General features: G+C 65.0%; 12 protein-coding genes. 9 read left to right on the top strand and 3 right to left on the bottom strand.

The window, feature by feature from the left end; all coding sequences use genetic code 11:
• The first annotated feature begins 45 nt into the window (after positions 1-45).
• From CH266_RS16620 to CH266_RS16630, 3 genes are all read left to right on the top strand, one after another.
• The gene (locus CH266_RS16620) at positions 46-951 is read left to right on the top strand and encodes an SDR family NAD(P)-dependent oxidoreductase (RefSeq protein WP_052069020.1); all 906 of its coding nucleotides are present in this window, start codon (positions 46-48) and stop codon (positions 949-951) included.
• Positions 952-1,015: 64 nt separating this feature from the next.
• Positions 1,016-2,266, top strand: coding sequence for a pyridoxal phosphate-dependent aminotransferase (locus CH266_RS16625; protein ID WP_027495635.1), 1,251 nt, complete (start codon positions 1,016-1,018; stop codon positions 2,264-2,266).
• 243 nt (positions 2,267-2,509) lie between these two features.
• Positions 2,510-3,856, top strand: a complete 1,347-nt coding sequence (locus CH266_RS16630; protein ID WP_176457117.1) for a YibE/F family protein — start codon at positions 2,510-2,512, stop codon at positions 3,854-3,856.
• Between the two features lie 75 nt (positions 3,857-3,931).
• On the opposite strand, the gene ald is transcribed toward CH266_RS16630, so the two are convergent.
• Entirely contained in the window at positions 3,932-5,014 is a 1,083-nt protein-coding gene (gene ald / locus CH266_RS16635; protein WP_027495633.1) for an alanine dehydrogenase, read from the bottom strand.
• A gap of 112 nt (positions 5,015-5,126) precedes the next feature.
• On the opposite strand from ald, the gene CH266_RS16640 reads away from it, so the two are divergent.
• A complete protein-coding gene (locus tag CH266_RS16640) occupies positions 5,127-5,651 on the top strand; it encodes an Lrp/AsnC family transcriptional regulator (RefSeq protein WP_176457118.1) in 525 nt (174 codons plus the stop codon).
• Between the two features lie 6 nt (positions 5,652-5,657).
• Here the strand turns inward: CH266_RS16640 and CH266_RS16645 are convergent, their stop codons facing one another.
• Together CH266_RS16645 and CH266_RS16650 are read right to left on the bottom strand one after the other, a co-directional pair.
• The gene (locus CH266_RS16645) at positions 5,658-7,523 is read right to left on the bottom strand and encodes an Hsp70 family protein (protein WP_094715802.1); all 1,866 of its coding nucleotides are present in this window, start codon (positions 7,521-7,523) and stop codon (positions 5,658-5,660) included.
• A 99-nt stretch (positions 7,524-7,622) separates the two neighbouring features.
• On the bottom strand, positions 7,623-8,978 hold the full coding sequence (locus CH266_RS16650; RefSeq protein ID WP_141214543.1) for a hypothetical protein: 1,356 nt from the start codon (positions 8,976-8,978) through the stop codon (positions 7,623-7,625).
• Positions 8,979-9,254: 276 nt separating this feature from the next.
• On the opposite strand from CH266_RS16650, the gene CH266_RS16655 reads away from it, so the two are divergent.
• Genes CH266_RS16655 through CH266_RS16675 form a run of 5 tightly spaced genes read left to right on the top strand, consistent with a single transcriptional unit; the run spans position 9,255 to position 15,036 of the window.
• Positions 9,255-9,512: an acyl carrier protein gene (locus CH266_RS16655; protein WP_027495629.1), complete on the top strand. Its 258-nt coding sequence runs from the start codon at positions 9,255-9,257 to the stop codon at positions 9,510-9,512.
• Positions 9,513-9,517: 5 nt separating this feature from the next.
• Positions 9,518-10,675 carry an acyl-CoA dehydrogenase family protein gene (locus tag CH266_RS16660; protein WP_027495628.1) on the top strand — a complete coding sequence of 386 codons (1,158 nt, stop codon included), beginning with the start codon at positions 9,518-9,520 and terminating at the stop codon, positions 10,673-10,675.
• Positions 10,672-11,610 carry an amino acid--[acyl-carrier-protein] ligase gene (locus tag CH266_RS16665; protein ID WP_094715736.1) on the top strand — a complete coding sequence of 313 codons (939 nt, stop codon included), beginning with the start codon at positions 10,672-10,674 and terminating at the stop codon, positions 11,608-11,610. The genes CH266_RS16660 and CH266_RS16665 overlap by 4 nt, the downstream gene beginning before the upstream one ends.
• A gap of 46 nt (positions 11,611-11,656) precedes the next feature.
• The gene (locus CH266_RS16670) at positions 11,657-13,465 is read left to right on the top strand and encodes an alpha/beta hydrolase (protein WP_052063120.1); all 1,809 of its coding nucleotides are present in this window, start codon (positions 11,657-11,659) and stop codon (positions 13,463-13,465) included.
• The gene (locus CH266_RS16675) at positions 13,462-15,036 is read left to right on the top strand and encodes a lipopolysaccharide biosynthesis protein (protein WP_094715737.1); all 1,575 of its coding nucleotides are present in this window, start codon (positions 13,462-13,464) and stop codon (positions 15,034-15,036) included. The genes CH266_RS16670 and CH266_RS16675 overlap by 4 nt, the downstream gene beginning before the upstream one ends.
• The last annotated feature ends 192 nt before the right edge of the window (positions 15,037-15,228 follow it).

Consider the following 15,228-nt stretch of genomic DNA (forward strand, 5'->3'; position numbering starts at 1 on the left):
CAACACCTCTCGACACTGTGCGCAATTCTGTCATAGAGTGCCAATATGGCAGACACTGACAAGCTAGTTCTGGTCACCGGCGCAACCTCAGGCCTCGGCATGCAGGCGGCACTGCGCCTCGCCGAACGCCACCCCCTCCTTCTCACAGCGCGTTCGGACCGACGGCTGGCCGAACTCAGAAACACGATCCCGGGGCAGAAGTACGTCGTCTGCGACCAGTCGAGCCTGAACTCGGTACGCGCAGCGGCCACGCAGATCAGTGAGCCACTACAGGCGGTCGTCCTGGCTGCTGGCGTCCAGACCGTGGACACCTCGGCTCGAAGTTCGGATGGCTACGAGCTCACGTTCGCCGTCAACGTGCTTGCGCCACATCTTCTTCTGGCGCTGCTGTCGCAACAGTTGGACGACACGACCGTCGTGCACGTCGGATCCGGCACTCACTACGGACAATTTCGACGCTCCTACGCAATGGTGCCTGCGCCGCGATGGGCATCGGCTCGGCAGTTGGCGACCACTCGCGGGATCAGCGGAGGCACCGCATATTCGACCAGCAAGCTAGCGCTGCTTCACCACACCCACGAGCTTGCGCGACGCGCACCGAAATCAGTGGTCCCCATCTGCTTCGATCCCGGGATGATGCCGGGGACCGAACTCGCAAGGGATCGCGGAACCGTCGCCCAATTGGTGTGGAAACGAGTGATGCCGGCCCTGCGACCGCTTCCCGGAATTTCCACCCCCGAGGTCTCGGGCCGACACTTGGCCGACCTCGCGCGGGCGGCAGCACCGCGCGGAGACTACGTCGAGATCGACCGTCGAACTGCCTCCTCGGACGAGTCCTACGACGAAGCGCGAGAACTCGAGATGTTCGACGAGCTGAACGGCCTGGTCGGCCTCGATCCCTGCGCCGCCGCGTCGTGGTGGTCCGGCCGACCCGAACCGGCTCACGGTTGACGCGCGTTCGCGCACTGAACAACCTCGTGGATTCCCACGGCACTCACCTGGCACGATGTGACGGGTGAGCACTCCGCAGATCCACCCACAGCCGCGTTATCGCACGTTGCAGCAGTCGACCAAGCTGCAGAACGTGCTGTACGAGATCCGCGGACCGGTACACGCGCATGCGGCCCGGCTCGAGGCAGAGGGCCATCGCATCCTGAAGCTGAACATCGGTAATCCGGCCCCGTTCGGCTTCGAGGCTCCGGACGTGATCGTGCGAGACATGATCGCGGCGCTACCGGTGGCCCAGGGCTACTCGGAGTCGAAGGGCATCCTGTCGGCTCGACGTGCCATCGTGACGCGCTACGAACTCGAACCGGGCTTCCCCGATCTGGACGTCGACGACATCTACCTCGGTAACGGCGTCTCCGAGCTCATCACGATGACGATGCAGGCGCTGCTGGACGACGGCGACGAGGTCTTGATTCCGGCCCCGGACTACCCGTTGTGGACGGCGATGACGACGCTGTCCGGCGGCAAGGCGGTGCACTACATGTGCGACGAGGAGAACGGGTGGAATCCCGATCTCGCCGACATCGAGTCGAAGATCACTCCGAAGACCGTCGCGCTGCTGGTGATCAATCCCAACAATCCAACGGGTGCGGTGTACTCCAAGGAGGTCCTGCAGGGCATCGTCGATCTGGCGCGCAAGCATCAGCTGCTGTTGCTCGCCGACGAGATCTACGACCGGATTCTCTACGACGACGCCGAGCACACCTCGCTGGCGAGCCTGGCTCCGGATCTGCTTTGCCTGACGTACAACGGTCTGTCCAAGGCGTATCGCGTGGCCGGCTACCGTGCCGGATGGCTCGCGATCACCGGCCCGAAGAAGCACGCCGCGGGGTTCATCGAGGGTATCGACCTGCTCGCGTCGACGCGTCTGTGTCCCAATGTGCCTGCCCAACACGCCATTCAGGTTGCTCTGGGCGGATATCAGAGCATCGAGGATCTGATCCTGCCCGGCGGGCGGCTGCTCGAACAGCGCGATGTCGCGTGGGAGAAGCTCAACGCCATTCATGGGGTCTCGTGCGTCAAGCCGCGCGGTGCGCTGTACGCATTCCCGCGACTCGATCCCGAGGTGCACGAGATCTACGACGACGAGAAGCTCGTACAGGACCTGCTGCTGCAGGAGAAGATCCTGGTGGTGCAGGGCACCGGATTCAACTGGCCCGGGCATGACCACGTACGGATCGTGACACTCCCGTGGGCGCGCGATCTGGCCGTTGCGATCGAGAGGTTCGGCAACTTCCTGTCCTCGTACAAACAGTGAGGCTCGAAGTTACCGACAAGTAGTTGAAAGTGATGGACAAAACACCGGGGTGATCCCGCCTCCGCCGCGAATCATCTGTACATTGGCGGACGGCACTTCGGTGCCCGCGAGCCCTGTTCGTACCCATCCCCCCGGGTCGATCAGGTGGTGGCGGGGGACGCCCCCCTGCTCCCCGCCACCGAGCTCCTCGCCTCGGCCGAGTACCCGGCCGGTACCGATCCGGCCCCGTACTAGCCTTGCACCGTGGAACCACACGGCACGCAACCCTCGGACGGCATCTCGCCGGGCTCCTCTTCTCATGTGGGTCACGGTCACGGCCACAGCGACTCCCCCGTGCCGTTGGGACCGGTGGCAGCCAAGGTCGTCGTCGGATTGCTGATCGCTATTGCCATCGCCGTCATCGCCGGGGCCTTCGCGCTCTGGCCCAGCAAACAGAGCATCGACATCCCGCTGCCGTTCCAGACCTCGGGTGGCGGTGCAGTGTCCACCGAGGCGGGCACCATCACCTCGCAGAGCATCGGGCCCTGCGGGAGTCCCGACGCAGGTCGAGCATTCACCGGCAACCCGACCCCTGCGGTCAACGACTCGTACGAATGTCAGCGCAGCATCGTCGACATCACCACCGGTGAGGACGCAGGCAAAAGGACGGTACTCGAGATCGCGCCGGGTCCCGGCCAACCGACTCTGAGCGCCGGTGAGGACATCCGGCTGGTTGTGCAGACAGACCCCTCCGGTGGAGTCCGATACTCCTTCAACGACTATTCCCGCGGGCTTCCGCTCGGGTTGATCGTCGGTGTGTTCGCCGTGGTCATTTGTGTCGTGGCCCGCTGGCGGGGATTCCGCGCGCTGGTCGGCCTGCTCATCGCGTTCGCCGTGCTGGTGGTGTTCATGCTGCCGGCTCTGCTCGACGGCGCTCCGGCCATTCCGGTCGCGCTGGTCGCCGGCGCGATCATTCTCTACGCCGTGCTGTATCTGGCGCACGGCGTCAACCTCCGGACCAGCTCGGCGCTCCTGGGCACACTGACCTCGATGGGCGTTGCCGCAGTGCTGTCCTACGTCGCGATTCGGATGACGCACCTCACCGGGTTGTCGGAGGAACAGAACACCGCGGTGCAGACGTACATCGGCAATGTCAGCGTCACCGGTCTGCTGTTGGCCGGCTTCATCATCGGCTCGCTCGGTGTGCTCAACGACGTGACGATCACCCAGGCCTCGGCGGCCTTCGAGTTGGCATCGGTGGACGAGACGGCGTCGCGTCGCGAGATCTTCACCGCCGCGATGCGGGTGGGGCGCGATCACATCGCCAGTACCGTCTACACCCTGGTACTCGCGTACGCCGGTGGTGCGCTGCCGCTGCTCCTGCTCTTCAGCGTCGCCGACCGGTCGATCCAGGACGTGTTGACCGGCGACGCGGTGGCGATCGAAATCGTGCGGTCGTCCGTCGGTGGCGTCGCGCTGGCCCTGTCGGTACCGCTCACCACTGCCATTGCCGTCCTGCTGGCTCGGCCGCTCACCTCGTCGCGGACGAGCTCGTCGCCGCGGCAGGCCAAGCCCACACGATCGCGGGGCTCGGGCCGCCACAGCGCGTAGAGCGGCTTCGCCGCATGTGAGTGGAAACTCGTAGCAGACACCGATCTTTCGTGCACGTGCGGCGAAGCCGCTCGGTCAGGCGAACGCAGCCGCAACGGTCGCGGACAGCAGCTCACCCTCATGGGTGCTCAGGCCCGCTTTCAGACCGGGGTCCGCGGCGCAGGCGGCTTCCCAACCCTTGTCGGCCAGGGCAACCACGTAGGGCAGGGTGGCGTTGGTTAGCGCGTACGTCGAGGTACGGGGCACGGCTCCGGGCATGTTGGCCACGCAGTAGAAAACGGATTCGTGCACCTTGTAGGTGGGATCGGCGTGGGTGGTGGCCACCGAGTCCTCGAAGCAGCCGCCCTGATCGATGGCGATGTCGACCAGAACCGATCCCGGCTTCATGCGCTGAACCAGGCTGTTCGACACCAGCTTCGGCGCTTTCGCTCCGGGGACGAGTACGGCTCCGATGACCAGATCGGCAGCCAGCACGGCCTGTTCGAGTTCGTATGCGTTCGACACCACTGTCTTGACGGCACCGCGGTACTGATCGTCGATCGCGCGCAGCGCTCGGACATCGAGATCCAGTACGGTGACGTCGGCGTGCATACCGAAAGCGATTGCGGTGGCGTTCTTTCCGGAGACGCCGGCTCCGATCACGACGACGTTGGCGGGACGCACTCCCGGTACGCCACCCATCAGTACGCCGCGGCCACCTTCACTCGACATCAGGTGGTAGGCACCGGCCTGCGGTGCCAAACGGCCGGCAACTTCGCTCATCGGCGCGAGCAGGGGCAGCGATCCGTCTGCGGCCGTGACGGTTTCGTAGGCAATGGACGTGGTGCCCGACGCCAGCAACGCGTCGGTGCAGGCCTTTGACGCCGCAAGATGCAGGTAGGTGAACAGCACCTGACCCTTGCGCAGGCGTGAATACTCCTCGGCGATGGGTTCTTTGACCTTGAGCAGGAGATCGGCCGCGTCCCAGACGGCAACCGCGTCGGTGAAAATTTGCGCGCCTGCGGCTTTGTAATCGGTATCGGTGAACGACGAACCGGCGCCGGCTTCGGTTTCGATGATCACTTCGTGTCCTCGCGAGACAAGTTCGTGCACGCCTGCCGGGGTGATGGCCACCCGGTATTCGTGGTTCTTGATCTCGCGTGGAATTCCGATTTTCATGACGTCCTCCTGCAGTGGCGGTGAACGAAGCGACGCTCCGTGGGTACGCCAACTATGAATTATGTGCGGAATTGCTGCAATGGATGTGAACGAAATTCTGTATCGTCGGGCCATGGATGCAGATAGTTCATTTCAGCCGGTCGATGAGGGGGCTCGATCGAATGATGTTCGGTCCGTCGCCCTGGACCGAATCGACCACATTCTGCTCGACGAACTGCGTGGAGACGCACGCACACCGAACAATGCGCTGGCGGCCGCAGCAGGGATCGCGCCGTCCACTGCCCTCACCCGAGTTCGGGCGCTCGTCGAACGCGGCGTCATCCGCGGCTTCCACGCCGACATCGACCCCGAGGCCCTCGGGCAGGGCATTCAGGCCATGATCTCGGTTCGGCTGCAAGCGGATGCTCGACGGCGGATCAGCGAATTCGGTTCGAAGATCGCGTCCCGAAAGGAGACGCTGAACATCTACTTCATTGCCGGGGCCGACGACTTCCTGGTGCATGTGGCGACGGTCGACACGGCCACCCTGCGCGATTTCGTCGTCGAGAATCTCAGTGCCGACCCTGCCGTCGCAGCGACCGAGACCATCTTGATCTTCGAGCACATCAGGCCGCGAAACACGAACGCGGACAAATAGAACCGATCAGGGTGCCGGCGGCACGATCGGGGGGAAGCCCGGCAACGTGAAGTCCGGGAAGCCCGGAATCAGCGGCGGCGGCTGCTGCGTCGTGACGGGCGGAACGGACTCGACCGGTGCCGGCGGCGGCTCGACCGTCGTGGTCTCGGTGGTCGTGACCGGCTGTTCCCACGTGGTTTCCGGCTGCTCGGTCGTTGGCTCCACAGTGGTGGTCGGTTCCGGCGCAGGCGGTGGCGGCAACAGAACGGGAGCAGGCGTCGTCGTCGGCACCGTCGTGACCACCGGAGTATCGGTTTGGTCGCGACTGACCGAGGTGTCCACTACCTGCGGAGAGTTCTGGTGGGTGAACATGAAGCCGGACACGGCGACCACCGCTGCCGCGCAGAACGCGAGCACTCCGCCGGTCCGCAGCCTGCGCCGTGCGCGAGTGCGATCGTCTTCACCGTCGTCGTCGTCGTAATCGGCGTCGAGCCAGTAAATGTTCTTCAGCTGGAACGGAACGGGCTTCCCGTCCTCGACGGTGTCCGCGGCGGCATCTGTGGCGGACGTATGCAACACCGGCTGTACTGCAGGCGCTTCCACGGCGACAGCAGAGACTTCAGCCACGCCGTTCTCGGGAATCTCGTGCACCGCAGTCGATTCCGGCGAAGGCTGAGCATCCACGGTGGACGACTCAGGAATATCGGCGGGCGCGTCGGCGAACTTCGAGGATTCGAAACCGGTTGCTGCAGAAGCAGATTCGGTAATCGATGCGGCAGCGATCCACGGACGTGCGGGCACGGGACGAGTCGAGCTCGGCGTCGCCACCGGCGGTGCGGCATGCTGCGACTCCGAACGCGCGGGCATCATCGGCTCGGGCGCAGGTGGCACCACAGGCACAGGCGGTGCCACCGGAGCCGGCGGGACAACAGCGGCGCTGTCCGTGTGTCGACGTCTCGGCACGCTTGCCTGCACGTCGCGCGCAGTACGGTCGGGAGCGGTTCTGGTGCGCGAATTCGGCCGCGCGGCCAATGCTGCTCCGCGTGCGGCCACCGTCTCGGGCTCGGTCGGGACAATCGAGGGCAGTTCGAGCAGTGGGCCCACGCGCTGCTGGACGATGGGCATGCGGGCACCACCACCGATCAACACGACCGCGTCGATCGGCACGTTGGCACCGATCATGACCTCGCGGGCGAACTCGATCGCCTCGTCGAGCAGGTCTGTGATCAGCAGTTCGAAATTCTCCCGAGACAGCAGGATCATCCCGCTCGCGTCGGGCAGGCACACGGCGTCCTGGCTGGACAGGCGTTCCTTGGCGATGCGGCAGCGCTTCTCGAACAGCGCAATGTCGGGGTCGGTCGCCGGCTTGCCGAGGCGCTGGAGCTGATTGTTGCGCACGTAGGCGTCGATCAGATCACCGCTGTAGGAGCCGGAGCGCTGGGATGCAGTCACCGTGCGCGCTATCAGGTCGACGACGCTGACCGTCAATCCCGAACTACCGAGGTCGAACAGGGCGACAGAGCCGGCACCTCGCGCCTCACCGGTGACGGCGAGGTATTCGATGACGGCCTCGACCTCGGGGACCAGGTGGTAGTTGTTCAGGTGAGCACCGGCGAAGGCGGCGCGCAGCGCATCGGCCTGACGCGCATCCCGGTAGGCGATGCCGGTGGACAGTTCGGGTTCGACCTCGGCAGCGGCACCGATCGATTCGGCGGCCAGGTGCGGGAGGTCCCCGGTGGCACTGTCGATCAGTTCGTTGCGAAAGAACAGTGGCCTCTCGGCGTCGGTGACCAGGGCGGACGAGGTGTCGCCGGAGGCTCCGAACTGGTCTGCTCTGGGCTGCGCCGTGCGCACGGCTCGGGTCCCCATGGACACCCCAAGCAGCACAGTCACGATCGTCGGCCTCACTTCGTTCGGCGGTTTCGGTGAACGCCCCATCGGGAGTCCACCCGCACACGGTACCGTCTCGCGGCGAGCTGCACTAAAGGGTGCCTAGGGGCCTGCTTGTTCGGCTTCGGTGTCGGTGAAGCCGAAACCGATGTCGGACGCCTCGCCGGGAGGCTGGTACATCTCACCGGTGTACGAATATTGCTCGACGTAGAGCTGCTCGTACGTCAGAGTGGTCGGTCCCGCCGCAGCCGGTTGGTCGGGTGGAGGTGTGTCGGTGACCGGGGGTGCGATCTCGGCGAGAGTCGCCTCGAAACCGGGGTCGGTATTGATCACGGATCTGGGCGCATTGTCGAAATCGGCGAAGACCGCGAACATCAGCGCGACAACCACCACTCCCACCGACACCGCCACGGCGCCGATCTTGAGTACCGCCTGCCGAGTCCACTGGCGGTCCGACAGAGTCGACAGGTACGACAACGGAATCGCAGCGACCCAGCGGCGACCGACACCACGGGCTTTGTGTGGCGATGGGTCTTCCCGAGCGAGTTCCGGTTCCGCTTCGGGTTGCGTCGTCGACTCGACCTCGGACGACGACTCCGATTCCACTACCTCCACTGCCGGCGACGGTTCCACTACCGGATCGGGGACCTGTTTCGACCCGATTTCAGCCCGGATCAGCGCGCCCTCGGCAACCGGCGACACCGAGTCGTGGACGGTGAGCGGCACCGGCCAGGTGGCGCGAACCCGCCGCTGGACGAGGGGGCTGTTGGCCACTCCTCCCAGCAACACGATCGCGTCGGGGGTCCGGGGACCGACCCACTCGATCATGTCGTCGATCAGTGGGGTGGCGACCGCCTCGAACTCGTCGCGTTCGAGGATCATCGGGCCGTTGTTGGGTGCGCGCACACCGGCCGACGTGGTCAGTAGCTCCCGAAGCTCTCGGAAGAACGTGCGATAGGACGCGACACCCTCGGGCCCTTCCGGTTCCGGCAGGATCCCCTTGGTCATCACCAGGCCCTGCACCACGTCGTCGAGGCGTTCGCCGCCGAACGACTCCGTTCGGTCGTGCCATTCGACGGTTTCTTCGGCGGTGTTCAGAACCAAGGCCGACGTTCCGCGTCTCCCCAGGTCGAGCACCAGCACGGTCGTCGCGTCGGCGAGGGTGTCGAGCGAACGCACGAACGCGAGCAGCGCGTAGTGCTCGTCGACCGTCTCGACGGATGCAGCCAGGCCTGCCGACGTCGAGAAATCCGTGTAGCGCAGGGTGCGAGCCTCGCGCCCGGTGATGACGACGGAGTCGAAGGGGCCGCGCGCTCCGATTCGGTCGGACAGGTCGTGCATCGCGCGGTCCGGATCGGTGAGCTCGAGATCGACGGACTCGACGACGCGGCGGTCACCATCGGTGTAGGCGATGCGCAGGGCGTCCGACTCCACGGCCACGCCGCAGACTGGTCCCATCGAGTGTTGTCCTTCGATTGCTTGCCGTATGAACAGACGATCGGAACCTATCGTACGCACGCTCGGTGTGGCCGAAACGAGCAAACGGGCCGAAAACCGACATGCGGGACGTAGGTCACGAAACTTGCACTCGGTATGCGGTATCGGCTTCAAACAATCTGAGATATTGTTTACCCGGGTCTGGGGAGACTGCGGGTCGAAATATTTTCCGTCGGCCCGTACGACTTGCGAGGCCGCCCGGTCTCGCACCCAAGCGATCGGTGGAGGTCCGTCACGATGGAAACACTCAGTACGCAGTTCGACGCACGCATTCGGGACGTGCTGGACAAGCTCGGCAAGATGCCGGTCGCCGCGTCGGACATCGACTCTGCTTCCGACCTCTACGACAGTGGGTTGACCTCGCACGCGAGTGTCAACGTCATGATCGGCCTCGAGGACGAATTCGACATCGAATTTCCGGACTCGATGCTGCAGAAGTCCACGTTCGCGAGCATCGACGCGATCGCAGCTGCTGTCGCACAACTCGCAGGCTGACGACCATGACGGTCTCGTCCGACAGTCGCCCCGCGCAACTGCCCCTCACCGACGTCCTCAAGACCCTCCGCACGTTCGCGGCCGAGGTCGACCGCGAGGGCAGGTTTCCCGCCGAGTCCGTCGACGCTCTGCGCTCGGCAAATCTGTTCGCCGCCGCGATACCGACGGCGCTCGGCGGCGGTGGCCTGTCCCTCACCGAGCTCGCGCGGGTCGCACGCGATCTCGGTGCCGAATGTGCCTCGACGGCAATGATTTTCGTCATGCACCAGTCTCAGATCCTGAGCATCGTCAGGCACGGCGGCACCCCCACATCCGACGCGTTGCTGCGCCGGATCGCAGCCGACCAACCGCTCGTCGCGTCGGCGACGACGGAGATCAACATCGGCGGCGACGTGCGTTCGAGCAGCTGCGCGGTCGAGTACGACGGAGACCGCATCCACCTGGCCAAGACCGCACCGGTGATCTCGTACGGCGAATACGCCGAGATCGTTCTCGCGACGGCGCGGCGCACGGTGGACAGCCCGCCGAGCGATCAGGTTCTGGTGGTGTGCCAGAAACCCGACGTCACCCTCGAACGCACCAGCAACTGGGACACTCTCGGGTTTCGTGGCACCTGCAGCCCGGGTTTCCAGCTCGACGCCGTTGCCGACCGCTCGAGCATTCTGCGCGACAACTACGGCGAGATTTCCTCGCAGACAATGCTTCCCGTGGCCCACGTGCTGTGGGCTTCGGCCTGGCTCGGTATCGCCGACGCAGCCGTGTCCAAGTCACGCAAGTTCGTCCGCAAGGCGGCGAGCAAGAGCCCCGGCGTCACTCCTCCCTCCGCCCTGCGGCTGGCCGAATTGTTCGTGGCCCACGAACAACTCGTCGATACCGTGTTCGGCGCAGCGGCGAAGTTCGAGGCCATCGCAGATTCCCCCGAGGAGCTCGGTTCCATCGGTTTCGCCGTCAAGATCAACAACGTCAAGGTGACAGCGTCGACTCTCGTCATCGACATCGTCGGCAAGGCGATGCAGATCTGCGGCATCTCCGGGTATCGAGAAGACGGCGACTTCAGCATCGGTCGGCACCTCCGCGACGCGCACGGCTCGGCGATCATGGTCAGCAACGAACGCATCCTCGCGCACAACTCTCAACTCGCGCTTCTCTACAAAGGCAAATGATGACCCAGACACAGGACAAGACCTCGCAACTGGATTCGGCGCGAAGCGAATTCAGGCACGAGCTCGTCGACGCCGGCTTGCTGATCCCGTCGTCGGTGCTCGGTCTGTACGGCCGGTCCGGCGAGTTCGAGGACATCATCGAATCGATCGACCGTCGGGTCGTGGCCGCGAGCGCGTCGGAACACGGAACGGCTGTGCCCAGGTTCCGATTCCCACCGGTCTTCCCGCGGGAAGCATTCGAGAAGACCGACTACATCGCGTCGTTCCCCAATCTCACCGGTGCCATCAACACGTTCGACGGCGACAACAAGGCCCATGCCGCGCTGCTCGCCGATCGGTCCGAGGGCAAGGACTGGGATCACCACCTCGAGTCGGCCGGGACGATGCTGGTGTCCGCGGCATGTCACCCGTCGTACTCGATGTTGCCGTCCGTACTCCCGTCCGGCGGGACGACGTACGACATCTACGGGTACTGCTTTCGGCACGAGCCTGCCGTCGACCCTGCTCGCATGCAGGCCTTCCGCATGCACGAGATCGTGCGGGTCGGCACTCCGGACGACGCCGTCGCCCACCGGGAGAGGTGGGTGCAGCGCGGCCTGGAGGTGCTGGCCGATCTGGGTCTCGAGGCAGAAGCGGTGATCGCCAACGATCCGTTCTTCGGTCGGGCAGGTCGCATGCTCGCGGCCAATCAACGCAACGAGAACCTCAAGACCGAGTTGGTCGTGCGGCTGTACGGAGACCTGGACGACGGCACGGCCGTGGTCTCGTGCAACTGCCATCGCGATCACTTCGGCCACACCTTCGACATCAGCACCGCCGACGGCGAACCTGCACACAGTGCGTGCGTCGGCTTCGGCATGGAGCGTATTGCGCTGGCGCTGTTGCGGACCCACGGTATCGACCGCAACAAGTGGCCGAGGTCGCTTCGTTCGTGACGTCGGTAGCCGACGTCGATATCCCTACCAGCGATCGGAGCGCGCTGTGAACACCACGAATACGGCGACATCCGAGTCCGCCGACAACCGTACCGACGAGCTGGAACAGCTACTGATCACCGAGGCAGGCGTACCGGGCAGACAGTCCACCTGGTTCGGGTCGGCAACATCGCCGCTTCTCGGTGCCGTGCACGTTCCCGAGGGATCGGTTGCCCGCGGTGCCGTCGTACTGGCACCGCCGCTCGGCAAGGAGCAGGTCGACTCGTACCGCGGTCTGGTCCTCCTGGCTCAGCGCCTCTGCGCTCGAGGCCTGCTCGTACTGCGCTTCGACTATCCGGGAACGGGCGACTCGTCCGGTGCACAGGACGACGACGGCATCGTCGAGCAGTGGCAACGCAGCGTCGTCACGGCGGTCGATTTCGTTCGGCAGTGCGGTGTTCGCGATGTTGCGGTCGTGGGTCTGCGAGCCGGCTCGCTGCTCGCCGCATCCGTGGCGGATCGGTGCGGCCCTCTGACGGGAATGGTGTTCTGGGATCCGGTCGTCAGTGGCCGCTCGTATCTTCGGGAACAGCGCGCCCTGTATTCGATGACCGTTGCGCGAGACGACGAGTCGGACCCGCGAGTGTCCATCGTCGGCGCAGTCCTGCATGCCGGAGTGGCCGCCGAATTCTCGACCCTGGATTCCTCGAAGCTGGAACGGCTCGACTGCCCGGTACTGGTTGCCACCCGCAGTGAACGTGCCGACGCCACGCCTGTTCGCAGACTCGTGTCCGCGCAGCAGGCGGACGAGCACACCCTCCGCAATCACGACGCATTCCTCGAACCACCCGCCTGGGACGTGGTCATTCCGCGTCCGGACATCGACGTGATCGCGCGCTGGGTACAGGCCACGTTCGCGTCGACGACCACGCCGGTCACCGTTCCGATTCGACGTTCCGCCGTGGTCTCGACTCCCCGGGGCGACGTCGTCGAAACCATCGAGCGGCTCGGTGACGACGAGCTGTTCTCCATCCGCACCACCGCGGTGGCCACGACGGCCGGCGGTCCTGCTGTGGTCATGTACGGCACCGCGTACGAGCACCGGGTCGGACCGGTACGGCTGTGGGTCGAGTTGGCCCGCACCCTCGCGACGGCGGGCATCACCTCGGTCCGTTTCGACCGTCGCGGTACCGGAGAGAGTGGAGACGTCGGTGCCGACGACGCACCCACGCTCTACAGCGAACTCGGCGACGACGACGCACTGTGCGCCGTTCGATCCGTGGGAACAGCGCCCGACAAGATCGTCTCGGCAGGTCTGTGCTCGGGTGCGTGGTACGCCGGTTACGCCGCCCACCGCGAGGGCCTGAACACCGCAATCCTGATCAATATGCGCGAATGGACAACGCGGCGTGTCGATTTCACCAAGAGATCCACGATCGCCCAGAAGCAGGGATTGACCGCGATCGCACTCGACCGCGCACACACGGCCGCCGTTCGCTTCAAGAACTGGTCGCAACCCCGGATGCCGTACCGACTGTGGCTCGCGCTCGGCCGTCGTGGCTGGATCCAGGTTCCCGAAATCTCGTTGGGAGAACTGCAGCGCAAAGGAGTCGACGCGTCCGTGCTGCTCGTCCCGGACGACAAGCAGTGGTTCCTCGACAACCGCGGCCCCGAGAGCCTGCATCGGTTGCGCCGCCGGGCCGAGCCCGAGCACCCACCCGTGGTGAAGGCGTTCACGGACGGAGATCACACCCTCTTCGGACGCGATGTTCGCGACACGGTCAGGGCCGAGATGCTGCAGACGATCGGTGCTGCGCTCGGAGTCCACATCGAACCGCAGGACCCACCTGTGAAGGTGAACTGGACTCCGTTGTGAAACATCGCGCTCGCCGGGTACCCCCGCCCGATCACGGCCGACTCGACAGGATCACCTACTACCCCGTCGAGCAGGTTCGATGGGACATGGGCTTCAACAGCCGCACCGTGCCTTTTCACGCGGTGCCGCCCGAGTTCGCGGTCGCGCCGTCGCAAACCCCCGGACAGCTGTCTGCGGCCGATTCGATCCCCGACGGGGACCCGATGTTCACCGCGGCCGAGGCGTCGGGCACGGCGGTTGCAGGCTCCAAGCCCGCCGGCCGCAATCTCGCACTGAACTCGTTCGCGATGATGTTCTCCACCATTGCCACCGGCGCGCTCGGTCTGGCCTTCTGGGCCGTGGCGGGCCGGCTGTTCCCCGTCGAAGAAGTCGGCAGTGCATCGGCGGTGATCGCGTCGGCGGTGATGATCGCGACGCTGTCCAACCTGAGTCTCGGCTCGATGTACGAGCGGTTCCTGCCGACTGCGGGCGTGAAGGCCAAGTCCTATGTGCTTCGCGGCTACGCTGCCGTGCTGTCGCTGGCGCTGGTCCTGGGATGCGCGTTCTTGGTCGTGGCACCGGTGGACGAGTTGTTCACCACCACGACCGAGATCGCGACGTTCCCGATTTTCGTCGGCGTACTGGCCGTGTTCGCGCTGCAGGATCAGACGTCGTCCGGGCTGGGCTTCGCGCGGTGGGCGGCGGCCAAGAATGTCTTCCACGCGGTCGTGAAGTTGGCGGTGCTGGCCGTCACGTACGAAACCGGCCGTAGTTTCACCATCATCGCGGCGTGGGCGGTACCAGCGGCCATCGCGGCGATAGTGCTGTTCCGCGCGTTCGGGAAGAAGCTCGGCACCGATCCGCGATACCAGCTCACACCGAACCTGCCGCCCCGTAAAGAGCTGTGGTCGTACTTCGGGTCGGCGTACGGCATCACTGCCTTGGGAACCTTGGCACCCCTGATGATCCCGATCATCGTGGTGAGCACGCTCGGTGCCGAACAGAATGCCTACTTCTCGCTCACCTGGTCCATCGTGAGCGCCATCTACGTGTTGATCGGGGTACTGGTCGGCCCCTTCGTGGCGGAGGCGGCTGCACATCCCGAACAATTCTCCAAGCTCGCCAAACGCTTCATCGGCCTGCTGTGCATCGTCGCCGTGGGCGGATCGTTCTTTCTGGCGGTCGTCGCACCGTTCGGACTGGGCATCGTCGGCCCCGACTACCGCGAGAACGGGACCATCATCGTCCATCTCGCTGCCGTGACCATCCCGCTGTCCGTCGTCGGGGCCCTGTATGACGGTCTGGCCAGGGTCCGACGTCGTATGCGGCTTGCAGTGCTCGTCCAGATCGCGGCCACCATCATCATCGTCACCGGGTCGTTGACGTTGTCACCGAGCTTGGGCATCGCGGGCATCGGCTGGTCTTATCTGGCGGCCGAAGCCTTCGGCGCCGTGGTTCTGTTGGTGCCCCTGATCAGGTGGATCGGCGACCTGTCCGGCGGCGCTGGTGCCGAGCATGCCGCGCCGGCTCTCGATCCGCGCGACGAATCGACGTCGCAGGCGACGGGTCGTGAGCACAGCGTACGAGCGTAACCGACATCACTCTCGTTAACTGGCCCCGCAAACATTCTTCGAGTACGTTTATACGCAGCTTGACAATCTCATGGCTTCTTTTAAGCTTCTAGTCAGGAAAAGACAGTGGGTTCGACGGGTAGATCAATCCCGCCGAAACCTACGTGCGAACTCGGCGGGGGTCGTGTCGCATCGGTCAGATACAGCTGCAGT

It is taken from the genome of Rhodococcus sp. 06-1474-1B (genome assembly GCF_002258885.1).
Classification (GTDB): domain Bacteria; phylum Actinomycetota; class Actinomycetes; order Mycobacteriales; family Mycobacteriaceae; genus Rhodococcoides; species Rhodococcoides fascians.